Here is a 25,730-nt window from a genome sequence, read left to right on the forward strand (position 1 = left end):
TGTAATAGCGATGGCGCTTGTGCGTGGCCCGTCCACCCATGAATAAATGGAAAATGGCCATAAATAACGGTTATACACTTAAAAAAACAATGTTTTACCGTACGTATAGCTTTGCATTATAGATAAATAAGCAATTTTCATTGGCGTCGTGAAGCATCCCGCCCTATGCTGGCGATGCCTCCACTACGCCGTGAAACAGGGAAACATGCACAATAAAATGACGGGTTTGCTGGGCTTGCTGCTGCTGGGCACGACCTGGAGCGCACTGGCCGCCCCGCCCGGTGGCGGCAACGACCAGCAGCGCGCGCTCGATGCCACGCTATCGGCCATCGTCGATGATCCGCTCCACCCGCTGGCCAGCCTGTCCGTGCTGGCCATACGCCACGGCAAGGTGTCGTATGAGCAACAATTTGGCTACCGGCACATCGGGGCCACGCCGGCGGACAGCTTGCCCGTGACGCCGGCCACCCTGTTCCGCATCGCCTCGGTTTCGAAGATGATGACCACACTGGGCCTGATGCGGCTGGTCGAACAGGGCAAGCTGAGCCTGGATCAGGACGTCGGCATGTATCTGGGCTTTTCCCTGCGCAACCCGCATTTCCCCCAGCAAGCGCTGACCTTGCGCAGCCTGCTCAGCCACACCTCCTCGCTGCGCGACGCGGGCGGCTATGCCTGGGGGCCGGAACGCAGCCTGCGCGACGTGTTTACGGCCGGCGGCGACAGCATGTGGGACAAACAAACGGCGCCGGGCCGCTATTTCACGTACGCCAACCTGAACTGGGGCGTGATCGGCACCGTGATGGAAAAAGTCACGGGCGAGCGCTTCGACTTGCTGATGCGGCGCTTGCTGCTCGATCCCCTCGATGTGCGCGGCGGCTATCATCCGGCGGCATTTTCTACGGCAGACGTGGCGAACACGGCCACCCTGTACCGCAAGCGCACCTTGGACACGGAAACCTGGCAGCCGCAAGGGCCGTGGATCGCGCAAGCCGACGATTTTCATGCACGCCCGCCGTCTGGCCTGGCCAATTATGTGATCGGCAGCAATGCCACCGTCTTCAGTCCCACGGGCGGCTTGCGCATTTCCGCCGCGGGACTGGGCAAGGTCATGCAGATGCTGCTCGACGGTGGACGCTACCGGAATACGCAGCTATTGCAGCCGGCCAGCATCGCCCTGATGTTTGGCCGCCAATGGCAGCTGGCGCCCGATGGCGGCAATGGCGACAGCGAGCGGGGCCTGTACCGCGCCTGGGGCCTGGGCAACCAGCAGTTCGATGCGGTGGCGGGGCAGGGCAACCATCTGGTCGAGGGCGCCAGCTTCACGGCCGTGGGCCACCTGGGCGACGCGTATGGCCTCGTCTCCGCCTTCGTGCTCGATTTCCAGAAAAAAAACGGCATGGTGATGCTGGTGGGCGGCACGGGCAGCGATCCCGAACAGTACCCTGGCACGTATTCCGCCATGGGGCGCAGCGAGGAACGGATACTCACCACCCTATACCGTGGTGCGATGGACAACAATCAATCCTTGCATTGAAATGGTGCATTCCTGAAAGTTATGGCTGCACCATGATGTTTCATTGGCTGCGTCGGCGGCCAGCCTCTAAGCTCTTCCCGAATGCTCCCGCACCATGGGAGCGCAACGCAGCGAGGCAACATGCAGCAACAAGTCATCATCATCGGCGGCGGCGTCGTCGGTCTGACATCGGCCTGGTGGCTGGCCGAGGCCGGCTACAGGGTCACCTTATTGGAACGCAATGAACAGGTGGCGATTGCCGCCAGCTACCGCAATGGCGGCCAGCTCAGCTATCGCTATGTGGCACCGCTGGCGGACGCGGGCGTGCCCTTCAAGGCCCTGCAATGGCTGCTGCAGAAAGATGGTCCGCTGCGCTTCCGCCCCGAGGCCGACTGGCGCCAATGGCGCTGGATGGCCAGTTTCCTGCGCAATTGCAACAGCGCCAGCAATGCCCGCACGACGGCCAAGCTGCTGCAACTGGGAGAATGGAGCCGCACCGGCATGGCCCAGCTGGAATTGACCGTGCCGCCGGAAGCGTATGCCCGCCGCGATGCGGGCAAACTCATCGTCTACCGCTCGCCCACCATCTTCCAGCGCGCCGTGGCGCGGCCCGAATCGGAAGAGGCGCGCATCGTCTTGTCGCCGCTGGAAGCCGTGCAGCGCGAACCGGCGCTGGCCGCCTTGCAGGGTTCCCTGGCGGGCGGCATTTTTACGCAGGGCGAAGCGGTGGCCGATTGCCACGCCTTTTGCCTGGCGCTGGAAGCGCGCCTGCTGCAGCACCCGAATTGTTCGCTCTTGTTAAAAGGCGAGGCGCGCCGCCTCGTCATGCACAAGGGCAGGATCACGGGCGTCGACACCAGCCTGGGCTTGCTGCAGGCGGATCACTATGTGCTGGCGGCCGGCATCCAGAGCCGCGACCTGGCCGCCACGGCAGGCATTTACCTGCCCCTGTACCCGCTGAAGGGCTACAGCCTGACGGCGCCCATCCGCGCCCAGCACCGTGCGCCCGAGATCAGCATCACGGATTTCGAACGCAAGGTACTGTATGCGCGCATCGGTGGCGACCTGCGCGTGGCCGCCATGGTCGACATGGTGGGCGCCGACAACAGTATCGACTGGGGCCGCATCGCCGGCCTGACGCGGCTGGCGCGCGAAGCCATGCCGCACGGCGCCGACTACGACCAAGCCACGGCCTGGGCCGGCCTGCGCCCCGCCACGCCGAACAGCGCGCCGCTGGTGGGCGCCAGCAAAGTGGCAAACTTGTGGCTGAACGTGGGCCATGGCCCGCTGGGCTTTACCTTTGCCGCCGGCACGGCGCGCATCCTGGCCGACCTGATGGCCGGCAAGGCGCCGCCGTTCGCGCTGGACTTCCTCGCGCCTCAAAAATAGGCGGACTGGCGGCAGCGGCGACCGGCGCCGCCGTTATGGCGGATAATTGCGGAACTTTTCCGTTCCCCTATTTGCCAGCGCATGCCCACACTCTCGACATCTGCCGCCTGCCCCTGTGGCGGCGCCTCCTACGCCAGCTGCTGCGGCCCGTATATCGCGGGCGACGCCTTGCCGCCGACGGCCGAAACGCTGATGCGTTCGCGCTACACGGCGTTTACCTTGCGCGACGAGCCGTATCTGCTTGCCACCTGGCATGCCAGCACCCGTCCCACCGACGCTTTATTTGCCGAAGAAGAAAAAGTCCACTGGCTGGGACTTGAGGTAAAATCTGCTTTACGTTTACGTCAACGTAAAGCAGTATCAGCAGATCAAGCCGAAGAGATACACCGCGACAGCGTCGAATTCGTGGCCCGCTACAAGGTCAACGGCCGCGCGCACCGCCTGCATGAAGTGAGCCGCTTCGTGCGCGAGGCGGACAAGAGCGGTGATGGCGCCCTGCGCTGGTTTTATCTCGACGGCAGTTTTCCCGAATAGCGCGACCCGAGAGACCGGGCGATAATAAAAAGGAACCGCAATGCCGCACATCGAAAGCAAACTCAATCCGCGCAGTGAAGATTTCAAGGCCAATGCCGCGGCCATGCAAGCCATCGTCGACGATTTGCGCGACAAGGTGGAAAAGATCGCGGCCGGCGGCGGCGAAGCGGCTGCCGCCAAGCACCTGGCGCGCGGCAAACTGCTGCCGCGCGACAGAGTGCAGATGCTGCTCGATCCCGGCACGCCTTTCCTCGAGTTTTCCCAGATGGCGGCCTACGCCATGTACCAGGACGCCAAGGGCGTCGATGCGGCACCTTCCGCCGGCATCATCACCGGCATCGGCAGGGTCTCGGGCCAGGAATGCGTCATCGTGTGTAACGACGCTACGGTCAAGGGCGGCACGTATTACCCGATGACGGTGAAAAAACACTTGCGTGCCCAGGAAATCGCCGACCAGAACAACCTGCCGTGCATCTACCTGGTCGACTCGGGCGGCGCCAATCTGCCGAACCAGGACGACGTCTTCCCCGACCGCGACCATTTCGGCCGCATCTTCTACAACCAGGCAAATCTGTCGGCCAAGGGCATACCGCAAATCGCCGTCGTGATGGGTTCTTGCACGGCCGGCGGCGCCTACGTGCCGGCCATGAGCGATGAATCGATCATCGTCAAGGAGCAGGGCACGATTTTCCTCGGCGGCCCGCCGCTGGTGAAAGCGGCCACCGGTGAAGTAGTGACGGCTGAAGACCTGGGTGGCGGCGACGTGCACACGCGCTTGTCCGGCGTGGTCGACCACCTGGCGCAGAACGATCTGCATGCGCTATCGCTGGCGCGCACCATCGTCTCGAACCTGAACCGCACCAAGCCGCAGCAGATGGACTTGCGTGCATCCGTCGAGCCGAAATACCCGACGCAGGAACTGTATGGCGTGATCCCCGTCGATACGCGCAAGCCGTTCGACGTGCGCGAAGTCATTGCGCGCATCGTCGACGGCAGCGATTTCGACGAATTCAAGGCCCGCTACGGCACCACCCTGATCTGCGGCTTTGCGCATATCTATGGGGTCAAAGTCGGCATCATCGCCAACAACGGCATCTTGTTCTCGGAATCGGCGCTGAAAGGCACGCATTTCATCGAATTGTGCTGCCAGCGCAAGATCCCTCTCGTCTTCCTGCAAAATATCACGGGCTTCATGGTGGGCCGCAAATACGAAAACGAGGGCATCGCCCGCAACGGCGCCAAGATGGTGACCGCTGTCGCGACGGCTGCCGTGCCGAAATTCACGGTCATCATCGGCGGCAGCTTCGGCGCCGGCAATTACGGCATGTGCGGCCGCGCGTTTTCCCCGCGTTTCATGTGGATGTGGCCCAATGCGCGCATCTCCGTCATGGGCGGCGACCAGGCCGCTTCCGTGCTGGCGACGGTCAAGCGCGACGGCATCGAGGGCAAGGGCGGGCAGTGGAGCGCGGACGAGGAAGCGGCCTTCAAGCAGCCGATCAAGGATCAATACGAACACCAGGGCCACCCCTACTATGCTACCGCGCGCCTTTGGGACGATGGCGTGATCGATCCGGCCGATACCCGCATGGTGCTGGGCCTGGGCCTGTCGGCCGCGCTCAACGCCGAAATCCCTGACACGAAGTTCGGCGTATTCCGCATGTAAGGGGAGAAGACCATGGAATTTGAAACCTTAAAGCTGGTCATCGAGGGCAATGTCGCCACCGTGACCCTGAACCGTCCCGACGTGCGCAACGCCTTCAACGAGACGACGATCGCCGAACTGGCGCGCGCCTTCGAAGGGCTGGGACGCAGCGACATGGTGCGCGCCATCGTGCTGGCGGCGAATGGCGCGGCCTTTTGCGCCGGTGCGGACCTGAACTGGATGAAGAAGATGGCAGGCTACACGCATGCCGAAAACCAGGCCGACGCACTGCAGCTGGCGCAGATGCTGCGCACGATTTACCTGTGTCCCAAGCCCGTCGTGGCGAAGATCCAGGGCGACTGTTATGCGGGCGGCATGGGCCTCGTCGCCGCATGCGATATCATTCTGGCTGCGGAAGACGTGCATTTCTGCCTGAGCGAGGTGCGCCTGGGACTGATTCCGGCCACTATTTCACCGTATGTCATCAAGGCCATGGGCGAAAACGCGGCACGCCGCTATTTCCTGACCGCGGAGCGATTCTCCGCTCAGGAAGCGCTACGCATCGGCTTTGCCCACGAGGTAGTCGAGGCAAGCGCGCTGGACGCGAAAACGGCCGAAGTGCTCAAAGCGCTGACGGGCAACAGCCCGCACGCCGTGGCGCAAGCGAAAATGCTGGTGCGCGAGATCGTCGGCCAGCCGGTCGATGACGCGCTGCTGGCGGATACCGCCGAGCGCATCGCGCAGATCCGCGCCTCGGAGCAGGGACGCGAAGGCGTGCAATCGTTCCTCGACAAGCGCAAGCCGAGTTGGCTCATGGGCTAGCAATATCATTGGAGCAGTTTTGAAAGCAGAAAAACAATCGGGCTGGGTCGAACGCAGTCTGCGCAGCGTGTGGCATCCGTGCACGCAAATGCAGCACCACGAGACTGTACCGCTCATCCCCGTCAGCCATGGCCGCGGCGCCTGGCTGTATGACCACGAAGGCCGACGCTACCTGGACGCCATCAGCTCCTGGTGGGTGAACCTGTTCGGCCATGCGAATCCGCGCATCAATGCGGAACTCAAGGACCAGCTGGACCGCCTGGAACACGCGATGCTGGCCGGTTTCACGCATGAACCGGTGATCGAGCTGTCGGAAAAACTCTCCGCCTTGACGGGCGGCGTGCTCGGTCACAGCTTTTATGCGTCCGATGGGGCGTCGGCCGTGGAAATCGCCCTGAAAATGAGTTTTCACGCGTGGCGCAACAGCGGCAAGAGCGAGAAACAGGAATTCGTCTGCCTGAAAGGCAGCTACCACGGCGAAACCATCGGCGCCCTGGCCGTCACCGATGTCGCCCTGTTCAAGGATGCCTACGGCCCCCTGCTGCGCGCCACGCAGACGGTGATGTCGCCCGACTTCCGCCAGGCAGCCGAAGGCGAAACCGCCGGGGACGTGGCGCGCCGCGCGGCCGCCGAAGTCGAGCAGCTGTTCCAGAAAAAAGCCGACAAGATCGCCGCCATCATCATCGAGCCGCTGGTGCAATGCGCGACCGGCATGGCCATGCACGATTCCTTGTACCTGTCGCTGGTGCGCGCCCTGTGCGACCGTTATCAAGTCCATTTGATCCTCGATGAAATCGCCGTCGGCTGCGGCCGCACGGGCACCTTCTTTGCGTGCGAGCAGGCCGGCATCTGGCCCGATTTCGTCTGCCTGTCGAAGGGCATCAGCGGCGGCTATCTGCCCCTGTCCCTCGTGATGACGCGCGAAAACATCTACCAGGCGTTCTACAGCACCGACGTGCGCCGCGGCTTTTTGCATTCGCACTCGTACACGGGCAACCCGCTGGCCTGCCGCGCCGCGCTGGCGACCCTGTCGATTTTCGAGGAAGACGATGTGCTGGCGGCCAACCGCGTACGCGCTGAAAAAATCACGCGCGCCCTGGCGCCGCTGGCGCAGCACGAGCGCGTAAAACACTTCCGCCAGCAGGGCATGATCTGGGCCTTCGATGCGGTGGACGCTGCCCCGGATTTTTCGCGCCGCTTCTTCAGCACGGCGCTGGAACACGAACTGTTGATGCGCCCCATCGGCTCCACCGTCTACCTGATGCCGCCGTACATCCTCGACGACGAGGAAATCGCGGGCCTGGGCCAGCAGACCCTGACCGTCTTCAATCATGTGACCGGGGCCTGAGATGGAACTGATCGCGCGATTGCAACAGCAGCTGCAAGGGCTGGAAAAACGTAGCCTGATCCGCCGCCGCCGTACCGTCGATACGCCGTGCGCGCCGCGCCTGACGGTCGATGGGCGCGAGATGCTGGCCTTTTGCAGCAATGACTACCTGGGCCTGGCCGCGCATCCGCGCATCGTCGCCGCGCTGAAAGAGGGCGCCGACCTGTATGGCGCCGGCAGCGGCGCTTCGCACCTGATCAGTGGCCACAGCCGCGCCCACGCGCAGCTGGAAGAGCGGCTGGCGACGTTCGTTGGCGCCAACCTGGAACAGGCGCGTGCGCTGTATTTCTGTACCGGCTACATGGCTAATCTGGCTGTGCTGACGGCCCTGTCGGCGGGCGATCCGGACACCGAGATTTTCTCGGAAGCGCTGAACCACGCTTCGCTGATCGACGGCACGCGCCTGGCCCGCGTCAAGACGCGCGTGTATCCGCACGCCGACCTCGATGCCCTGGCGGCCCTGCTGGCGGCCAGCACAGCACAGACGAAAATCGTCGTCACCGACAGCGTCTTCAGCATGGATGGCGACCTGGCACCGCTGCCCGCGCTGCTGGCCCTGTGCGAGCGCTATGGCGCCTGGCTGGTGGTCGACGACGCACACGGCTTCGGCGCGCTGGGAGCCGATGGCCGTGGTGCGCTCGAACATTTCAATCTGCATTCGCCCTACCTCGTGTATGTGGGCACCCTGGGCAAATCGGCCGGCGTGGGTGGCGCCTTTGTGTGCGCGCACGAAGCCGTGATCGACACCCTGATCCAGAAGGCGCGTCCTTACATCTTCACGACGGCGGCCCCACCCGCGCTCGCGCATGCGCTGCTGGCCAGCCTGGACATCATCGCCGGGGAAGAAGGACAACAACGCCGGGCTCACCTGGCGGCGCTGGTGGCGCAGTGGAATGACGGCTTGCAGCTGCGGCGCTGGCAAGCGTTGCCGTCGATGACCGCCATCCAGCCTGTCATCATCGGCGAGAATGCGGACATGCTGGCCGTCGCCGCCCAACTGTACCAGCAGGGACTGTGGGTCGGCGCGATCCGCCCGCCCACCGTGCCGGCGGGATCGGCGCGCCTGCGCGTGACCCTGTCGGCCGGCCACACGGCGCAGGAAGTGGCGCAATTGATCAACGCAGTCAACACCCTGGAAAGGACTCGCCATGAGCCTTGATGACCCTATCGTGGCGGACGTGCTGGCGGACCTGGCGCCGGCCGTGCAAGCGGCGCCGGCGGCCACCGGCCTGCCATCGCGCTTTGCCTGTTTCGTCACCGGCACCGACACGGAAATCGGCAAGACCCTGACCTCGTCGGCCCTGCTGCACGCGCTGGTCGCGCGCGGCGTGCGCGCCTGCGGCATGAAGCCCGTCGCCGCCGGCGCCGAAATGCGCGACGGCGAGCTGCATAATGAAGACGCCGACAGCCTGATCGCCGCCGGCAACGTCACCATGCTGCGCAGCCTGACGACGCCCTACATGCTGAAGGAACCAGCTGCACCGCACATCGCCGCCGCGCTCGAAGGCGTCAGCATCGAATCCGTGCCGATCCTGGCCGCCTACCTGGAAATCGCCGCCGCCTCGGACGCCGTCGTGGTCGAAGGCGTGGGCGGTTTCCGCGTGCCGCTGTCGCCAGGTTTCGACTCGGCCGACCTGGCGCAGCAGCTCGATTTGCCCGTGATCCTCGTGGTCGGCATGCGTTTGGGCTGCATCAGCCAGGCCTTGCTGACGGTGGAAGCCATCGAAGCGCGTGGCTTGACGGTCATCGGCTGGGTCGCCAACACCCTGGAAGTGGAAATGCGCTTCCTCGACGAAAATATCGATGCGCTGATCGAGCGCATCCCGGCGCCGCTGCTGGGCAGGGTGCCGCGCCTGGCGCAGCCGAGCGCGGAAGCGGCGGCCGCATATCTCGATTTCACCGGCTTGCCCAACTGGCCGGCGCAGCAGAATTAAACCGAACACTTAACGTAGCTAAAAAATAGAAGCGAAGGAATCACCATGTCCGTAGTCCAAGAAGCAGCAAAAACCGTCGAACTGCACCGCCCTGCGGCGCGCATCACCCTGCCCGAAGCGGCCACCTGGCCCATCGATGATGTGCTGGCCCTGTTCGACTTGCCTTTCAATGACCTGATGTTCAAGGCCCAGCAAACCCACCGCATCAACTTCCCCGACGGCGACGTGGAACTGGCGACCCTGTTGTCGATCAAGACGGGCGGCTGCGAGGAAGACTGCGGCTACTGCCCGCAGGCGGCCCGCTACGACACGGGCGTGGAAGCGAAAAAAATCCTCGACATCGACACCGTGCTCGACGCGGCCCGCCAGGCGAAAGCCAATGGCGCCACGCGCTTCTGCATGGGCGCCGCCTGGCGCGGCCCGAAAGACCGCGACATGGACAAAGTCGAAGAAATGGTCAGCAAAGTGAAAGCGCTGGGCCTGGAAACCTGCGCCACGCTGGGCATGCTGGAAGAGGGACAAGCGGACCGCCTGAAGAACGCGGGCCTGGACTTCTATAACCACAACCTCGACACGGCGCCCGAGTTCTACGACAACGTCATCTCCACGCGTGAATACCAGGACCGCCTGGACACCCTGGGCCGCGTGCGTGAAGCAGGCTTGAAAGTATGCTGCGGCGGTATCGTCGGCATGGGCGAGACGCGTCTGCAACGCGCGGGCCTGATCGCCCAGCTGGCAAACCTGAATCCGTATCCGGAATCGGTGCCCGTCAACCACCTGGTGCAGGTGGAAGGCACGCCGTTGTTTGGCCTGGAAGCGCTGGACCCGTTCGAATTCGTGCGCACGATCGCCGTGGCCCGCATCACCATGCCGAAAGCACGCGTGCGCTTGTCGGCCGGCCGCCGCCAGATGGGCGAAGCGGTGCAGGCGATGTGCTTCCTGGCTGGCGCCAACTCCATCTTCTACGGCGACAAGCTGCTCACCACCGACAACCCGGAAGCGGAAGACGACCGCGTCTTGCTCGGCAAACTGGGCTTGCAGACGCGCGGCGCCATGCTCGAATCGGTACAGAAAGAGAAGTGCGGCTGCTGATGCCTGCCTTGTCGGGTTACGCCGTGCCGGCTAACCCGACCTACGAATACCGCCTCACCAATGCGTAGGTCGGCTTGGCGCAAAGCGCGTAAGCCGACACGCCAGCAGACAAGGTCCGCCAAGAGACAGCTGCCCCTTTTTGAGAGAATAGAGAGAGACCATGTTCACTAAAATCCTGATCGCCAACCGCGGCGAAATCGCTTGCCGTGTCGCCGCTACCGCGCGCCGCATGGGCATCCAGACCGTCGCCGTGTATTCGGAAGCGGACGCCAATGCCAAGCACGTCGCCGTGTGCGACGAAGCCGTCTTGATCGGCCCCGCGCCGGCCAAGGAAAGCTATCTGTGCGGCGACAAGATCATCGCCGTGGCGCTGGCGACAGGTGCGCAGGCGATCCACCCAGGCTATGGTTTCCTGTCCGAGAACGCCGACTTTGCCGACGCCTGCCACGCTGCGGGCCTGGTCTTCATCGGCCCGCCGGCATCGGCCATGCGCGCCATGGGCTCGAAGTCGGCCGCCAAATCGCTGATGGAAAAGGCCAATGTGCCGCTGGTGCCCGGCTACCATGGCGAGGAACAGGATGCGGACTTCCTGCACACGCAAGCCGACAAGATCGGCTACCCCGTGCTGCTGAAGGCGTCCGCTGGCGGTGGCGGCAAGGGCATGCGCGTCATCGAGCATTCCGATGATTTCAAGGCCGCGCTGGCCTCGTGCAAGCGCGAAGCGATCAGCTCTTTCGGCGACGACAAGGTGCTGGCCGAAAAATACCTGTCGCGTCCGCGGCATATCGAAATCCAGGTGTTCGCCGATACACTCGGTAACTGCATTTATTTGTTCGAGCGCGATTGCTCGGTGCAGCGCCGTCACCAGAAAGTGCTGGAAGAAGCACCGGCGCCGGGCATGCCGGCCGAGCGGCGCGCCTCCATGGGCGAAGCAGCCGTCGCCGCCGCCAAGGCCGTCGGTTATGTCGGCGCGGGCACGGTGGAATTCATCGCCAACCAGGATGGCTCGTTCTACTTCATGGAGATGAACACGCGCCTGCAGGTGGAACACCCGGTGACGGAAATGATCACCGGCACGGACCTGGTGGAATGGCAGTTGCGCGTCGCCTTTGGCGAACCGCTGCCGAAAAAACAGAATGAACTGACGATCCACGGCCACGCCATCGAAGCGCGCATCTACGCGGAAAATCCGGAGAAGGGCTTTTTGCCGTCGATCGGCACCCTGCGCCACATGCAGTCGCCATCGGCCGTCACATTCGAACTCGGTGGCACGGTGGTTCCGGCCGCCGTGCGTATCGATTCGGGCGTGCGCGAGGGTGACGCGATCTCGCCATTCTACGACCCGATGATCGCCAAGCTGATCGTCTGGGGCGCGGACCGCCGCGAAGCGCTGGCGCGCATGGCGCAAGCACTGGCCGACTACCAGATCGTGGGCCTGGCCAGCAATATCGCCTTTTTGAAACGCCTGGTCGAAGGCGAGGCATTCAGCTCTGCCGATCTCGATACTGGCCTCATCGAGCGCAATCAAGCATCGCTGTTCCCCGCCCTGCAGGCGGCGCCCGACACGGCCCTGGCGCTGGCGTCCGTCGCCCTGCTGCTGGAAGAAAAAGCGGCGGCCGAAACGCAATCGGTCAACCGCGCCGACCCGTGGGGCAATGCCCTGGGCTGGCGTCTGAACAGCACCCTGGGTCGCAGCCTGTCGTTCGCCGATGAATTCACCTTGGCTGGCGAGGGCAAGGCCTACGCGGCGCGCGTTGCCTACAAGACGGATGGCTGGCTGTTCAACGGCCATCCCTTGAGCCTGACGGCGCACACAGGCAACGAGCTGCACATCAAGCTCGGCGAGCGTGCCGTACATGGCACCGTGCTGCGCGACGGTGAGCAGTTCCACGTATTTACCAACGGCTTGCACTACACCTTGCACTACAACGATCCGATGGCGCATGCGGGCGAAGTGGAAGCGGAAGGCGGCCGCCTGACGGCGCCGATGCCGGGCAAGGTCGTCGCCGTACTGGTGAACAAGGGCCAGGACGTCAAGAAGGGCGAGCCTCTGGTCATCATGGAAGCGATGAAGATGGAGCACACGATCGCCGCGCCGCACGACGGCCTGGTGGAAAACGTGCTGTATGCGGTCGGCGACCAGGTGGCCGATGGCGCGCCGCTGCTGGCCTTCAAGGCTGCCGCATAGAGGTAAGCACATGCGCATCCTGTTACAACGTTCGGACGGCAAGGAAGCGGCGTGGATCAGCGACTTCCGCGACTTGCTGCCTGAAGCCGACATTATCTTCTGGCGCGAAGGCGAAGCGGTTGAACCATGCGACTATGCCGTCGTGTGGCAACCGCCCGCCGCCATGCTGCCCGAACTGGCTCACGTGAAAGCCATCTTCAACACGGGCGCCGGCGTCGACGCGCTGTTGAAGTTTGGCGACGCGCTGCCCGCCCACGTTCCACTGGTCCGCCTCGATGACGCGGGCATGGGCGTGCAGATGGCCGAATATGTAAGCCACGCCGTGCTGCGCCACTTCCGCCGTTTCGACGATTACGAGGCGCAAGGCCGCGCCGGCATCTGGCAGCCGCTGCCTGCGTTCGACAAGGCGGACTTTCCTATCGGCGTGCTGGGCATGGGCGTGCTGGGCACGCGCGTGCTGCAAGCGCTGGCGCAATTCGAATTCCCGCTGCGCGGATGGAGCCGCAGCCCAAAACATGCCGATGGCGTGCAATGCTATGCAGGCGAAGAGGGGCTCGATGCCTTTTTGCGCGGCACGCGCGTGCTCGTGTGCATGCTGCCGCTCACGCCCGACACGCACAACCTGCTCGACCGCGCACGCCTGTCGATGCTGCTGCCGGGCGCCTATGTCATCAACGTGGCGCGCGGCGCGCTTATCGCCGAACCGGATTTGCTGACGCTGATCCGCTCCGGGCATATCGCGGGGGCGACCCTGGACGTGTTCCGCAACGAGCCGCTGCCGCAGCAGCACCCGTTCTGGCAAGAACCCCGCATCACCATCACGCCGCATATTTCGGCCGCCACCCTGCGCCGCGAAAGCGTGGCGCAGATCGCCGCCAAGATGCGCCGCCTGCAAGCCGGAGACTCTGTCGCCGGCATCGTCAACCGTTTGCAAGGATATTGAGATGAACCCTACTACCAGTCTTCCCAAGCAGGTCAAGATCGTCGAAGTGGGTCCGCGCGACGGCCTGCAAAACGAAAAGGAAACCATCAGCGCCGCCGTCAAGATCGAACTGGTCGACCGCCTGACGCAGGCCGGCTTCGTCAACATCGAGGTGGCGTCCTTCGTCTCGCCGAAATGGGTGCCGCAGATGGCCACCAGCGCGGAAGTGATGGAAAAGATCGCGCGCCGCCCCGGCACGATTTATTCGGCGCTGACGCCGAACATGCAGGGTTTCGAGGCGGCGCTGGCGGCGAAGGCCGATGAAGTGGTGGTCTTCGGTTCCGCGTCCGAAGCGTTCTCGCAAAAGAACATCAATTGCTCGATCGCCGAATCGATCGCCCGCTTCGAAGGCGTGGCGAAGGCGGCCAAGGAACACGGCCTGCGCCTGCGCGGCAGCATCAGCTGCGCCTTCGGCTGCCCCTACCAGGGAGACGTGCCGCTGGACGCCGTGGCCGACGTGGTGGGCCGCATGCGCGACCTCGGCTGCGACGAGATCGACATCGCCGACACCATCGGCGTGGCCACGCCGCGCAAGACGCAGGCGGTGATGGAGCGCGCGATTGCCGCCTTCCATGTGGGCGGGCTGTCCGGCCACTTCCACGACACCTACGGCCAGGCGCTGGCAAATATCTACGCCAGCCTGGAAACGGGCATCGCCATCTATCACTCGTCCGTGTCCGGCCTGGGCGGCTGCCCGTACGCCAAGGGCGCCACCGGCAACGTGGCCACCGAGGACGTGCTGTACATGATGCAGGGACTGGGCATCGCCACCGGCATCGATCTGGACCTGGTGGTGGACGCTGGGCAGTTCATCTCGCAGCAGCTGGGCCGCAAGGGATCGAGCCGCGCCGGCAATGCGATCGCGGCGAAGCGCGCAGCTGTGTAGGTCGGATTAGCGCGCAAGCGCGTAATCCGACGCCACCAAGGACATGGCCAACACTGTTGTCGGGTTACGCGCTGCGCGCTAACCCGACCTACGTGAACCGTACAGGCGAAAAAAAACCCAAGAGCCTAAACTCTTGGGTTTTTTTCTACAAATTTGGTCGGAGTACAAGGATTCGAACCTTGGACCCCCTGGTCCCAAACCAGGTGCGCTACCGGGCTGCGCCACACTCCGAAGACCAAGATAATACAGGCCGTATCGACTTCGGTCAAGGGTCAGGTGAAACTCTGTGTAAATTATTTACGCGCGGTACTGGGATGCATGTATTTTTCAACATGCCGGAAATATGCGACACTGGCTTGGCAAGTTTTCCCGATCAGACATGAAGGCGACGACGGCAATGGAGTTCAGGATAGAAAGAAGCGGCGGCGGCCAGCCCATGCCGAGCCGCCGCGGCATCGTGCTGGGCATCGCCGTGTCCTTGCTGCTGCATGGCGCATTGATCACTCTGTGGCGCCATGTGCAGCCAGCCGCGCCACCGGACACGGCCCCGCGCGTGGAGTCGATCGCCGTGTGGATACGTCCGCTGGCCGCCAAGCCGCCCCCGCCGCCCGTCGAAGTCGTCAAGCCGAAGCGCGAACCAAAACCCATCAGCAAGCCGAAACTCGCCACGGCCCGGGAAACGCCGGCGGCAACCACGGCGCCAACATCGAGCCCGCAAGCCATCACGGTCGTGCCGGCATCACCGGCCACACCGGCGGCCAGTCCCGATACCGTCAGGCAAGAAACCCCGGAAACGCCAAAGTTCGACATGGAAGCGGCCAGGAAAACGGCACGCAAGATGGCCGGCGAGCGCGATCCATCCAAGGTGGGTACGGCCGTGGGGCAAATCCCCGACAAGCCGCTGCAAACGGAAACCCAGCTGGCGCGCGACATCGCGCAGGGCAAGCGCGGCGATTGCCGCACCGCCTACTCAGGCGCAGGCTTGCTGGCGCCCGTGTTGATGTTGCTGGACAAGAAGGATAGCGGCTGCAAGTGGTGAGGGTTGACTTGACTATACCTATATTGGGTACTAACATACCCAATATGGGTATTTATGCAGACACATTGTTTTCCAAGACACAGCAGCGCGTGCTGGCCTTGCTCTTTGGCCAGGCACAACGGTCTTTCTATGCGAATGAAATCATTGCCTTCGCGGCTATCGGCTCCGGCGCCGTGCAACGCGAGCTGGCCAAGCTGGTGAAATCGGCCCTGGTCACGGTGAAAAAAGTAGGCAACCAGAAGCATTACCAGGCAAATCACGATGCGCCGATATTCGATGAGCTGCGCAGCATCGTACTGAAAACCTTCGGCGTGGCCGATGTGCTGCGCGTCGCGCTACAGCCGCATTGGCTGGAAATCGACTTGGCTTTCGTGTACGGTTCGATGGCCAAGGGCACGGAACAGGCGCACAGCGATATCGACCTGATGCTGATTGGCAGCATGGCGTCGAACGCCCAGTTGCTGGAAGCACTGCAGCCAGCACAGCAGCAGCTGGGGCGCAGCATCAACCCGACCTTGTACACGCCAGAAGAATGGCGGCAAAGAATAGACGAGGGCAAGTCGTTCGTCGTGCGCGTCCTCGAACAGCCCAAGATTTTTGTCAAAGGGGGCGACGATGAATTCATCAAGCTCGCAGGCACTGGCGAATCTGGCGCGCATCGGCCAGCTCAAGGCTGAGCCACCCGACGCACGCGAACGGGCCGGCTTACTGCGCTCGGCCAGCGTGCGCCTGCACGATGCCAGGCAAGTGATACTGTCGCTGGAAAGCCGCTTCGATCTGGCGTATAACGCGGCGCATGCGGCCGCCTTGTCTGCACTGCGTCAACATGGTTATCGCAGCGATAACCGCTATCTGGTCTTTCAAAGCCTGGAACACACGCTGGGGTTCACGCCACAGCAGTGGCTGCTGTTAAACCAGGCGCACAAGAAGCGCAACCTGGCCGAATATGAGGGCGAACTCGATGTCACGGCAAGCTTTGTCGATGAACTGATCGAACATGTGGAACTGTTACTCGCGGCGGCAAAGGTACTGGATGTCCCGCCGCCATTGTAACTTCCTTATTCCTGCCCCTTCAACTGCAAGGCCCGCTCATACAGCGCGTTTTTCTTGCGGCCCGTGATCTGTGCTGTCAAATTCGCTGCCTGCTTGACGCTGCATTCGGCCAGCAGGATATTGAGGATGCGCTCCGCTTCCACGTCTTCCGCGTCCTGCGCTTGCGTCGCGCCTTCGAGCAGGACGACGAATTCTCCCTTTTCGCGGTGCGCGTCAGCACGTATCCACGCTTCCGCCTCGGACAGGGGGCAGCGGTGGATTTCCTCGAACAGTTTCGTCAGTTCGCGCGCGAACACCACCTGGCGCGTCGGTTCGAACGCTTCCACCAGGGCCGTGGCGCAATCGAGGATGCGGTGCGGCGCCTCATAGAACACCATGGTGGCCGTCACGCCGCGCAGGCTGTGCAGCATGTTTTCGCGCTGCTTGGCTTTCGCGGGCAGGAAGCCGACAAAGTAGAACTGGTCGTTCAACAGGCCGCTGGCGGAAATGGCGGTAATCGCCGCCGACGGGCCGGGCAGGGGCAGCACGCGCAAGCCGGCCGCGCGCACGGCGTCGACGATGCGGGCGCCGGGGTCGGACACGGCGGGCGTGCCGGCGTCGGAAACGAGGGCGATGCGCTCGCCGGCGTGCAGGCGGGCGATCAGGGTCTGCGCCACTTCGCGTTCGTTATGTTGATGCGCCGCAATCAGAGGCTTGTTCAAGCCAAAGCGCGTCAGCAGGTGTGCCGTGTTGCGCGTATCTTCACAGGCGACGGCGTCGGCAAGGCTCAGCAGATGCAGCGCACGCAGGCTGATATCGGTCACATTACCGATCGGCGTGGCCACTATATACAATGTTGCGATAGGATAGACCTGGTGCGCCGCCTCTGTCATGATGGGCAGGCTGGCGATGGAACTGATTTCTTGTACGGTCATTTTGGAGGTTAAATGCTTGCTAATAGTGTGAAGTTACTGCTTGTTTGTGCCGCGACCGGCATGCTGAGCGCTTGCAGCACGCCTTGCGACGCGCCCGGGCAATTGTGCGCGCCTATTGAATCTAACACAAGGGCGCTGCCGCCACCGAAGCCGCTGCCACCGCCCGTGCCGCCCAAGCCGCCCGCACCCGAACCGGTGACGTTTGCCGTGGCCGTACCCGATATTACCGCCTACGACGGCAACGGCGCGCCGCTGGCGCCCATCACCACCAAGCCGGCCACCGGCACGCCGCAGGACATGCCGGCCGCCACGGCGCCGGCGCCATCCGACGGCAAGGTCCACCACATCGGTCTGCTGCTGCCGCTGCGCTCCGCTTCCCTGGGCCCGGCCGCCGAGCTGCTGCGCGCCGGCTTCATGGCCGCGTATGAGCGCGACCGCAGCGGCTTTGAAGTGACGGTGATCGACACGGGCGACGGCAGCAGCGACGTGCTGAACAAATTCGCGCAAGCACAGGAAGAACAGGACATCGTCGTCGGGCCTTTGTCGCGCTCGGCCGTCACGGCCGTGGCCAACAGCGACCTGGTACGCAAGCCAACGATCGCTCTGAACCACCCCGACAACCGCGGCGAGGCGCGCCTGCCGGCCAAGCTGCTGGTGATGGGCTTGTCGATCGAGGCGGAAGCGCGCCAGGTCGCCGCCTGGGCCGCCAGCGAACAGCCGGGCGCCAGCGCACTGGTCCTGTCGGCAGGTTCGCCCTCGCAGCGCCGCATCAGCGCCGCCTTCAAACAGGAATGGCTGCGCCAGGGCGGCAAGATCGAGACGATGGACTTGACGGCCACGAATGGCTACCTGAGCGATGCGGAGCTGGTGCAGCTGCGCGCGCGCCTGGCCGCCACGCCGCCGGGCCTGCTGTTTGCCGCGCTCGACGCCGACCAGGCGCGCCAGCTGCGCGTGGCCATCGGCAGCGATCTGCCCCTGTATGGCACCTCGTCCTTGAACCCCGGCGCCGGGCGCGGCGCCAGCGGCCCCGAGCTCGACGGCGCGCGCTTGCTGGACCTGCCATGGCAAGTGCAGCGCGAGCATCCGCAAGTGATGGTGTATCCGCAGCCGCCGCAACCGGCCGACACCCGCCTGACGGCCGACATGGAACGCCTGTATGCGCTGGGCATCGATGCCTTCCGCGTGGCGCGCGAAGTGGCGCTGCGGCCGAACGCGCCATTTACCCTTGATGGCGTGACGGGCCGCCTGGCCGTGCGCTTCGAGAACGATCAAAGCGTATTCGAACGCACGGAACAGGCCGCCACCTATCAGCAGGGCGTGCTGGGCACCTGGCCACCGGCCGCGCCGGCGCCTGTCTCTGTGCCGCCGGCCCAATAAGGACACGCCATGCCACCCCTGCCTTTCCAGAATAAACAGGCACGGGGACGGCAAGGGGAAGACGATGCGCTCGCGTATCTGCTGCTGCAAGGCCTGGTGCTGCTGGAGCGTAACTATCTGTGCAAGGGCGGCGAGCTGGACCTGATCATGCGCGATGGCGCATCGGTCGTCTTCGTCGAAGTGCGGCTACGCAGCAGTGCAGCCTTCGGCGGCGCCCTGGCCAGCATCACGCCAGCCAAGCAGCGGCGCATGGCGGTGGCCGCGCAAACCTGGCTGCTGCGGCAAAAAACCGTGCCGCCGTGCCGTTTCGACGCGCTGGCCATCGATGGCGGGCGCATCAGCTGGCTGAAGAACATCCTCGATATGTAAGCATTTTTAACAGTGCTTGTCCGCCATGCCGCGCGCCTGCACTATAATCGGCAGACTATGAATAATCAACGCATCCTCTCGCACTTCCACGAAAGTGCCGAACTCAAGATCCAGGCAGCCACCGTACTGGCGCAACCCATTGCGCAGGCGATCGACCTGATGTTTTATGCATTGTCCAACGGCAACAAGATTCTCGCCTGCGGCAACGGCGGTTCCGCCGCCGACTGCCAGCATTTCGCAGCCGAGCTGGTCGGGCGCTTCGAACGCGAGCGCTTTCCGCTGCCGGCCCTGGCGCTGACGACGGATACGTCGATCCTGACGGCCGTGGCCAACGACTACAGCTACCGCGAGATTTTCTCGAAGCAGGTGCAGGCCTTCGGCCAGGCCGGCGATATCTTGCTGGCCATCTCCACGTCGGGCAATTCGGCCAACGTGATGGCCGCCGTGGAAGCGGCGCTCGAGCGCGAAATGCGCGTCGTGGCGCTGACGGGCAAGGACGGCGGCGCCATCGGCAAGATGCTGACGGACGCCGACGTGCATATCTGCGTGCCGGCCGAGCGCACGGCGCGCATCCAGGAAGTCCACCTGACCACCATACATTGCATCTGCGACGGCATCGACGTCGCGCTATTCGGAGGAGACGTGAATGACTAAATTCGGTACTGGCCCAGGCTGGAAACGCGTACAACGCCCGCTGGCCACCGCACTGCTGTGCGGCGCCATGCTCACCTCGCTCACCGGCTGCATCGAATTGATGGTCGGCGGCGCGGTGATGGGCGGCGTTGCCGCAGCGGACCGCCGCACCCTGGGCGCCCAGACCGAAGACAAGTCGATCGCCGTCAAAGGCGAGTCGCGCATCCCCTCGATCACCGGCGACGTGGGCCATGTGAACGTCACCAGCTTCAACCGCCGCGTCCTGCTGACGGGCGAAGTGCGCGACGAGGCGATGAAAAATGCCGTCGAGCGCGAAGTGCGCAATATCGAGGGCGTGGAATCGGTGGCCAATGAATTGATCATCGCCGGTCCGGCCAGCTACACCTCGCGCTCGAACGACGCGCTGATCACCACCAAGGTCAAGGCCAGCCTGGTCGACATGAAAACCATCTCGGCCGCCTCGTTCAAGGTCGTCACGGAAAACGCCACCGTCTTCCTGATGGGCCGGGTCACCCAGCGCGAAGGCACGGTCGCGGCCGACGTGGCGCGCGGCGTGGGCGGCGTGCAGAAAGTAGTCAAGCTGTTCGACTATATTTCGGAATCGGAACTGAAGCAGTTGCAGCCCGATCCGGCGCCAGCACGCACCACCAGCACTGGCGACACGGCGCAGCAATAAACGCCTCCTCCGTTTGACCTACGGCTTTGATGCGGCGATATGGCTATAATGGCCGCATCGCCGCGCTTTTCAAGTAAAAACCATGTCAACTTCGCCATCCGCAAGCAAGTCCTGGGTCAAGCCAGCCCTGATCGCCGTCTTCGTGGCGGGCGTGGCCGCCGCCGCTTACCTGTCGCTCAATGACAAGCAAAGCGCACCGGACGTGACCTTCCACGGCATTCATGGCGATAAAATCACGTCGGCGAGCCTGCGCGGCAAGGTCGTGATGGTCAATTTCTGGGCCACCTCGTGCACAACGTGCGTGGCGGAAATGCCGGACATGGTCGACACCTACAACAAGTACAAGGGGCAGGGACTGGAATTCGTGGCCGTGGCCATGAAATACGATCCGGCCAACTACGTGCTGAACTTCGCCGAAACGCGCCAGCTGCCGTTCAAGGTGGCGCTCGACGTGACGGGCGAGGCGGCCAAGGCGTATGGCGACGTGGCCCTTACGCCCACCACCTTCGTGCTCGACAAGCAGGGCAAGATCCTCAAGCGCTACGTGGGCAAGCCGGAATTCGCCGAACTGCACAAGCTGCTGGAAACGGCCATCGCCGGTTAAGGCTCGGCACCGCACAAAACCTTGTTGCCAAGTGTTATCAACCTGTTATAACCTTCCCAGGCGTGATCCCACTCACCTTGTGAAGGCCAGCCGTGCCCCTAGCCGCTCAATCGCTCGACCCGCAGCAACTGAAAACCTGGCTGTTTGCCACCGGCAACAAGGACGCCACCGCGTTCCGCCAGCTATATAACTCCACCTCATCGAAACTGTTTGGCTTCGCGCTGCGTATATTGCATAAGCAAGAGCTCGCAGAAGAAGCCTTGCAAGAGGGTTTCGTCGCCATCTGGAACAACGCCGCCACGTATCAAAGCCATCTGGCGGCGCCGATGACCTGGATGGCCACCATCGTGCGCAACAAGGCGTTCGATGTGCTGCGGCGCAGCGACGATACCGTGGAAATCGATGCCGAACAGTTTGATAGCGAAGTCATGAATGCACTCCGAGACCCCCAGGCCACGCCGATCGAATCACTGCAACTGAGCGGTGACGCCAAGGCGCTGGCGTTTTGCATGTCCGCCCTGGAAGGGCTGCACCGGCAGGTGGTCGCCCTGGCGTTCTATCACGACCTGTCGCACAGCGAAGTGGCGCAGCAGATGTCGCTGCCGATCGGCACCGTGAAGACCTGGATACGCCGCAGCCTGGAACGGCTGCGCACGTGTCTGGCGAAACGGGAGGCATCATGAATATCCGCGGCAATGACACCCTGCGCCAGAAACTGGCGTCCGAATACGTGCTCGGCACCTTGAAAGGCGGCGCGCGGCGGCGTTTCGAAGGCTGGCTGCACAACGACGCCGACTTGCGCAATATCACGGCCGAATGGCGCCAGCGCCTGGAACCGATGGCCGAATTTGCCACGCCCATGGCGCCGCCCAAGCGCGTGTGGCAGCAGATCGAGCAGCGCCTGCACCTGAAGCCGCAGGGCGGCTGGTCCTTGTTCCGCGATTCCCTGTCGTTCTGGCGTTCGCTGGGCATGACCTCGAGCGCCATCGCAGCGCTGCTGGTCATCGTCGTGGCCACGCGCGTGATGGATGCGCCGCAAATCAGCTATGTGGCCAGCCTGACGGACGAAAAAGCGCAAACGGCCCTGCTGTTGACGGCCGACAGCCGCCACGGCGCGCTCGAGGTGCGCATGGTGGGCAACGCACCCGTGCCGAGTGATAAGGACTTGGAACTGTGGGCCGTGCCGAAGAGCGGTAACCCGCGCTCCCTGGGTTTATTGGCCGACAAGGGCAACGTGAAACTGGCCTTGTCCCAGCGCGCCATCGGCAACGACGTGGCCTTGCTGGCCGTCACCTTGGAGCCGAAAGGCGGTTCGCCGGATCCGAACGGACCGACGGGACCAATCTTGTACAAGGGTAACTGGGTGAGGCTGTAGTGGAATGTCGGGTTACGCAGCGCTGCTGCTAACCCGACCTACCGGCTTACTTTGGATACAGAATCATCTGCGTGCAGCGGAACAGGGCAATCGTCTTGCCCGTTTCCTTGCTTTTCACCACGGCATCCCACACTTGCGTGTTGCGGCCCTTGTGCTCGACCTTGGCCGTGCAGGTGAGCGTGCCTTCGCGGGCCGTGCCCAGGTGGTTCGATTTCAGTTCGATGGTCGTGAAATTGCTGGCGCCTTCAGGCAGGTTGACGATGCAGCCATAGCCGGAAGCCGTGTCGGCCAGGGTCACCACGCTGCCCGCATGCAGGTAGCCGTTCGGTGCCAGCAAATGCGGCAGCACGGGCAATTCCGCCGTCAGCTGGCCGTCGCCCACTTCCGTGATGACGATGCCCAGGTGGCCGGGCAGGCGGCCCGTGCCGCGTTCATTCAACATTGCTACGGTAATCTCGGGATTGCTCATGCTGGTCCTTGTGCGGGTGAGTCGGGGATACGCCGGAAAATACTATGATGATAGCAACTTTCCCGGCAACGGTCTGGCGACCGCTTATTTCCGGCCGCGCCGCCGTTTCCACCACACCAGCGTCCCCGTCAGCATGAACAGCAGCGGCATCAGGCCGAAGGCGGTAATAAAACTGCGCCCGGCCACGCCAAAGGCCTGGCCCGAGTGCAGGGGAAATTGCCAGCCCAGGAAGACGTCGCCGGCCGGTGCCCGCAAGGGATCGCGTATGCGCAGGGGCAAGCCGCTGCGCGCGTCGAGGGTGATGCGCGTGGCACCGTCGCCCTGGGCGATTTCGCCAGGCTGGCGCACGCGCACGTCATACGGCTGGTCCTTTTTCGCCGGCAGCACGATGCGCGACACGCGTGCCTGCGGATACAGCTGCTGCGCGGCGGCCATGGCCTGGCCCGCATCGAGCAGGTCGCCATCCTGCCGCAGATTTTTCAGTTTGGCCTTGTCCGGCGCCGTCGAGACGAGCTCCACCAGCGGCACGATCAGCTGCGGCAAATTGAAATAGATACCGGAAAAAGCGAGCATGGCCAGCACGGGTGCGGCAAAAAAGCCGGCCGCCTTGTGAAACGTGTAGTTGAAGCGGGGCCAGGAACCGCCATGCGACACCGTCAGCGCGCGCTTGATCGCCGTCCACTGCAGGCGCGGCCACCACAGATAGATGCCGCTCAAGGCCATCAGCAGCAGCATCACGCCCGAGATACCCGTAATGGTTTTACCCACTTCGCCCGACAATAAATAACGGTGCAAATGAAACATGCCCGACATCAGCAGCGGGCGCGTGAGGCCGAAACGGCCCCAGTCGCGCTCGCCTTTGACTTGCAAGGTGTAGGGGTCGACCATCACCTGGCGCACGATGGCCTGGCTGAAAGGCGACGGTTTGCCGGCTTGCCGGTACGAGGCCACGTACACGTCGCGCGCATCGGCGGGCGGATTGAGCTGGGCCGGCTTGCCGTAGGCGGGGTCGGCCGAGAGCCCATCGACCACCGCTTGCACCGTGCGCGGCGTCACCTGGAACACCTGGCCGGGCGCGGGCGTGCTCGCCTGCAACAGGGTCGGATTCAGATACGCATCGAGCTCCGGCATCCAGGCGATGGCGGATCCCGTCAAGCCCAGCAAAACGAACAGGGCGCCGAACCACAGGCCCACATACAGGTGCAGCTTGGCGAACAACCACTTGATCGGGCGTTTGGACATGGGGAGGCGACTCGGGGAATTTTGGGCTGCAGAACGATAGCATGAAAGCCCCGCAGTGAAAATCATGCGCAGGCAGGAAACGGCAAACGCAACAACACGCTCATGGGAACATTGAAATCAGGTGGAAACGAGCGTTTTGGCACCATCATCGAGCGCATCGGCATCGCAAGTCAATGTTGCACGGCATACACTTTCCCCTATACTTCATCGAAAGGAAAACCATGACCACCTCCCGTTTGCTTGCCGTCACGCTGGGTCTCGCTCTGCACCTGGGCGCCCACGCCGCCGATTTCACAGTCACCAGCAGCGACATCGCACCGGGCCAGACCCTGGCGCCGGCGCAAGTATTCCAGGGCTTCGGCTGCACGGGCGGCAACCTGTCGCCGCAATTGTCGTGGCAGGGCGCGCCGGCCGGCACCAAAAGCTACGCCGTCACCCTGTACGACCCGGACGCGCCCACGGGCAGCGGCTGGTGGCACTGGAGCGTGTTCAATGTGCCCGCCAGCACCACGTCCTTGCCGGGCGGTGCCACGACCAGCACCCTGCCGGCGGGCGCCATACAAGGACGCAACGATTACGGCGACAGCGCCTACGGCGGCGCCTGCCCGCCACCGGGCGACAAGGCGCACCGTTACCAGATTACCGTGTGGGCGCTGAAAACGGACAAGTTGCCGCTGGACCAGCACGCCAGCGGCGCCATGCTCGGCTATATGCTCAACGCCAACGCGCTGGGCAAGGCGCAGCTGACGGGACTGTATGGCCGATGAGATGGACGCGGTGGCCCTGAGCGAGCTGCGCATCGCCCACGGCACCATCGAGGCGCGCCGCGCGCAAACCCTGCGCCGCGTGCCCGTCTTCCAGAGCGCCCTGTGCCGCGTGCGGCAGGGAACGAAGCTGCTGGAATGGGGCGCTCGCCAGGCCCGCGCCGGCACGCACGATGTGGTGCTGATGCCGGCGGGACAGGAACTGGGCGTGGCCAACCTGCCCGGCGCGCAAGGCTACCGGGCCGAAGTGCTGAGTTTTTCACCGGCCCTGATCGCCCGTTTCCGCGCGCGCCATGGCGGCCTCGTCGATACCCAGCTGCGCCAGGCGGCCACGGCCAGCCTGTGCGTGCCGCTCGACGTGCATGCGGCACTGGCCTGGGACCAGCTGATGGCCAGCCTGGCGAGTAGCGCACCGCCCGCGCTGCTGGCGCACCAGGCGGAAGGCTTGCTGCTGGCCCTGGCCTTGGGCGGCCATTGCGGGCCGCTGTTGCTGGACCGCCGCGATCCGCTGGCCGCGCGCGTGCAGCAAGTGCTGCTGCTGGACCCGGGCGCCGACTGGAGCGTGGCCAAAGTCGCCAGCCATCTGCACCTGGGCGCGTCCACCCTGCGCCGCCAACTGGCCCTGGAGCAGCGCCACTTCCGCGCCATCCTGGAAGACGTGCGGCTGGGACTGGCCTTGCAGGAATTGCAATCTGGCATCTTACCCATCGGCGACATCGCGGCCGCCTGCGGCTACGCCTCGCCATCGCGCTTCGCGGCCCGTTTCCGCCAGCACTACGGCCTGTCGCCGCGCGAACTGCGCGCCACCCTGTAGCTCCCTCTAGC

27 protein-coding genes and 1 tRNA gene are annotated in these 25,730 nt (G+C 63.9%); 24 read left to right on the top strand and 4 right to left on the bottom strand.

What is annotated here, in order from left to right:
- Positions 1-205 precede the first annotated feature (205 nt).
- The 12 genes from SKZ59_RS12085 (at position 206) to SKZ59_RS12140 (ending at position 14,369) form a co-directional block, all read left to right on the top strand.
- Positions 206-1,534 carry a serine hydrolase gene (locus SKZ59_RS12085; RefSeq protein ID WP_319991907.1) on the top strand — a complete coding sequence of 443 codons (1,329 nt, stop codon included), beginning with the start codon at positions 206-208 and terminating at the stop codon, positions 1,532-1,534.
- Between the two features lie 81 nt (positions 1,535-1,615).
- The gene (locus SKZ59_RS12090; RefSeq protein WP_319991908.1) at positions 1,616-2,902 is read left to right on the top strand and encodes a D-amino acid dehydrogenase; all 1,287 of its coding nucleotides are present in this window, start codon (positions 1,616-1,618) and stop codon (positions 2,900-2,902) included.
- 81 nt (positions 2,903-2,983) lie between these two features.
- On the top strand, positions 2,984-3,436 hold the full coding sequence (locus tag SKZ59_RS12095; protein WP_319991909.1) for a YchJ family protein: 453 nt from the start codon (positions 2,984-2,986) through the stop codon (positions 3,434-3,436).
- 40 nt (positions 3,437-3,476) lie between these two features.
- The gene (locus SKZ59_RS12100; RefSeq protein ID WP_319991910.1) at positions 3,477-5,099 is read left to right on the top strand and encodes a carboxyl transferase domain-containing protein; all 1,623 of its coding nucleotides are present in this window, start codon (positions 3,477-3,479) and stop codon (positions 5,097-5,099) included.
- Between the two features lie 12 nt (positions 5,100-5,111).
- Positions 5,112-5,900 (top strand): enoyl-CoA hydratase/isomerase family protein, encoded by a 789-nt coding sequence (locus SKZ59_RS12105; RefSeq protein ID WP_034752440.1) that lies wholly within the window; start codon positions 5,112-5,114, stop codon positions 5,898-5,900.
- A gap of 19 nt (positions 5,901-5,919) precedes the next feature.
- A complete protein-coding gene (bioA, locus tag SKZ59_RS12110; protein ID WP_319991911.1) occupies positions 5,920-7,248 on the top strand; it encodes an adenosylmethionine--8-amino-7-oxononanoate transaminase in 1,329 nt (442 codons plus the stop codon).
- Position 7,249: 1 nt separating this feature from the next.
- The gene (gene bioF / locus SKZ59_RS12115; protein ID WP_319991912.1) at positions 7,250-8,446 is read left to right on the top strand and encodes an 8-amino-7-oxononanoate synthase; all 1,197 of its coding nucleotides are present in this window, start codon (positions 7,250-7,252) and stop codon (positions 8,444-8,446) included.
- The gene (gene bioD, locus SKZ59_RS12120) at positions 8,436-9,221 is read left to right on the top strand and encodes a dethiobiotin synthase (RefSeq protein WP_319991913.1); all 786 of its coding nucleotides are present in this window, start codon (positions 8,436-8,438) and stop codon (positions 9,219-9,221) included. Before bioF ends, bioD begins: the two co-directional genes overlap by 11 nt.
- Before the next feature lie 45 nt (positions 9,222-9,266).
- Complete coding sequence (gene bioB / locus SKZ59_RS12125) at positions 9,267-10,313, top strand: biotin synthase BioB (RefSeq protein ID WP_046681747.1); 1,047 nt, start codon at positions 9,267-9,269, stop codon at positions 10,311-10,313.
- Between the two features lie 160 nt (positions 10,314-10,473).
- Complete coding sequence (locus SKZ59_RS12130; protein ID WP_319991914.1) at positions 10,474-12,501, top strand: acetyl/propionyl/methylcrotonyl-CoA carboxylase subunit alpha; 2,028 nt, start codon at positions 10,474-10,476, stop codon at positions 12,499-12,501.
- 10 nt (positions 12,502-12,511) lie between these two features.
- Positions 12,512-13,444, top strand: coding sequence for a glyoxylate/hydroxypyruvate reductase A (locus SKZ59_RS12135; protein ID WP_319991915.1), 933 nt, complete (start codon positions 12,512-12,514; stop codon positions 13,442-13,444).
- A gap of 1 nt (position 13,445) precedes the next feature.
- Positions 13,446-14,369 carry a hydroxymethylglutaryl-CoA lyase gene (locus tag SKZ59_RS12140; protein WP_319991916.1) on the top strand — a complete coding sequence of 308 codons (924 nt, stop codon included), beginning with the start codon at positions 13,446-13,448 and terminating at the stop codon, positions 14,367-14,369.
- 154 nt (positions 14,370-14,523) lie between these two features.
- Here the strand turns inward: SKZ59_RS12140 and SKZ59_RS12145 are convergent.
- A tRNA-Pro gene (locus SKZ59_RS12145) sits at positions 14,524-14,600 on the bottom strand.
- A gap of 205 nt (positions 14,601-14,805) precedes the next feature.
- Between SKZ59_RS12145 and SKZ59_RS12150 the strand changes: the two genes are divergently transcribed.
- The 3 genes from SKZ59_RS12150 to SKZ59_RS12160 all read left to right on the top strand — a co-directional run bounded on the left by SKZ59_RS12150 (position 14,806) and on the right by SKZ59_RS12160 (position 16,461).
- A complete protein-coding gene (locus tag SKZ59_RS12150; protein WP_319991917.1) occupies positions 14,806-15,408 on the top strand; it encodes a hypothetical protein in 603 nt (200 codons plus the stop codon).
- A gap of 65 nt (positions 15,409-15,473) precedes the next feature.
- Positions 15,474-16,085 carry a nucleotidyltransferase domain-containing protein gene (locus SKZ59_RS12155; RefSeq protein ID WP_319991918.1) on the top strand — a complete coding sequence of 204 codons (612 nt, stop codon included), beginning with the start codon at positions 15,474-15,476 and terminating at the stop codon, positions 16,083-16,085.
- Positions 16,024-16,461, top strand: coding sequence for a hypothetical protein (locus tag SKZ59_RS12160; protein WP_319991919.1), 438 nt, complete (start codon positions 16,024-16,026; stop codon positions 16,459-16,461). The genes SKZ59_RS12155 and SKZ59_RS12160 overlap by 62 nt, the downstream gene beginning before the upstream one ends.
- A gap of 5 nt (positions 16,462-16,466) precedes the next feature.
- Here the strand turns inward: SKZ59_RS12160 and rsmI are convergent, their stop codons facing one another.
- Positions 16,467-17,375, bottom strand: coding sequence for a 16S rRNA (cytidine(1402)-2'-O)-methyltransferase (gene rsmI, locus SKZ59_RS12165; RefSeq protein WP_070303149.1), 909 nt, complete (start codon positions 17,373-17,375; stop codon positions 16,467-16,469).
- A 165-nt stretch (positions 17,376-17,540) separates the two neighbouring features.
- Between rsmI and SKZ59_RS12170 the strand changes: the two genes are divergently transcribed.
- The 7 genes from SKZ59_RS12170 (at position 17,541) to SKZ59_RS12200 (ending at position 22,430) form a co-directional block, all read left to right on the top strand.
- Positions 17,541-18,752: a penicillin-binding protein activator gene (locus SKZ59_RS12170; protein ID WP_319991920.1), complete on the top strand. Its 1,212-nt coding sequence runs from the start codon at positions 17,541-17,543 to the stop codon at positions 18,750-18,752.
- Between the two features lie 9 nt (positions 18,753-18,761).
- A complete protein-coding gene (locus tag SKZ59_RS12175) occupies positions 18,762-19,121 on the top strand; it encodes a YraN family protein (protein WP_319991921.1) in 360 nt (119 codons plus the stop codon).
- Positions 19,122-19,178: 57 nt separating this feature from the next.
- Positions 19,179-19,775, top strand: a complete 597-nt coding sequence (locus SKZ59_RS12180) for a phosphoheptose isomerase (RefSeq protein ID WP_034752465.1) — start codon at positions 19,179-19,181, stop codon at positions 19,773-19,775.
- Positions 19,768-20,451 (top strand): BON domain-containing protein, encoded by a 684-nt coding sequence (locus SKZ59_RS12185; RefSeq protein ID WP_034752466.1) that lies wholly within the window; start codon positions 19,768-19,770, stop codon positions 20,449-20,451. Before SKZ59_RS12180 ends, SKZ59_RS12185 begins: the two co-directional genes overlap by 8 nt.
- Before the next feature lie 82 nt (positions 20,452-20,533).
- Positions 20,534-21,055 (top strand): TlpA disulfide reductase family protein, encoded by a 522-nt coding sequence (locus SKZ59_RS12190; RefSeq protein WP_319991922.1) that lies wholly within the window; start codon positions 20,534-20,536, stop codon positions 21,053-21,055.
- A 92-nt stretch (positions 21,056-21,147) separates the two neighbouring features.
- Positions 21,148-21,738, top strand: a complete 591-nt coding sequence (locus tag SKZ59_RS12195; protein ID WP_072456165.1) for a sigma-70 family RNA polymerase sigma factor — start codon at positions 21,148-21,150, stop codon at positions 21,736-21,738.
- Positions 21,735-22,430, top strand: coding sequence for an anti-sigma factor domain-containing protein (locus tag SKZ59_RS12200; RefSeq protein ID WP_072456163.1), 696 nt, complete (start codon positions 21,735-21,737; stop codon positions 22,428-22,430). The genes SKZ59_RS12195 and SKZ59_RS12200 overlap by 4 nt, the downstream gene beginning before the upstream one ends.
- A gap of 46 nt (positions 22,431-22,476) precedes the next feature.
- Here the strand turns inward: SKZ59_RS12200 and SKZ59_RS12205 are convergent, their stop codons facing one another.
- The gene (locus tag SKZ59_RS12205; RefSeq protein ID WP_034782761.1) at positions 22,477-22,899 is read right to left on the bottom strand and encodes a PaaI family thioesterase; all 423 of its coding nucleotides are present in this window, start codon (positions 22,897-22,899) and stop codon (positions 22,477-22,479) included.
- An 84-nt stretch (positions 22,900-22,983) separates the two neighbouring features.
- Positions 22,984-24,141, bottom strand: a complete 1,158-nt coding sequence (locus SKZ59_RS12210) for a PepSY-associated TM helix domain-containing protein (protein ID WP_319991923.1) — start codon at positions 24,139-24,141, stop codon at positions 22,984-22,986.
- A 221-nt stretch (positions 24,142-24,362) separates the two neighbouring features.
- Between SKZ59_RS12210 and SKZ59_RS12215 the strand changes: the two genes are divergently transcribed.
- Together SKZ59_RS12215 and SKZ59_RS12220 are read left to right on the top strand one after the other, a co-directional pair.
- Positions 24,363-24,908, top strand: coding sequence for a YbhB/YbcL family Raf kinase inhibitor-like protein (locus tag SKZ59_RS12215; RefSeq protein ID WP_319991924.1), 546 nt, complete (start codon positions 24,363-24,365; stop codon positions 24,906-24,908).
- Entirely contained in the window at positions 24,898-25,719 is an 822-nt protein-coding gene (locus SKZ59_RS12220; protein ID WP_319991925.1) for a helix-turn-helix transcriptional regulator, read from the top strand. The genes SKZ59_RS12215 and SKZ59_RS12220 overlap by 11 nt, the downstream gene beginning before the upstream one ends.
- Positions 25,720-25,730 lie beyond the last annotated feature (11 nt).

It is taken from the genome of Janthinobacterium sp. GMG2 (genome assembly GCF_033949445.1).
Classification (GTDB): domain Bacteria; phylum Pseudomonadota; class Gammaproteobacteria; order Burkholderiales; family Burkholderiaceae_D; genus Janthinobacterium; species Janthinobacterium aestuarii.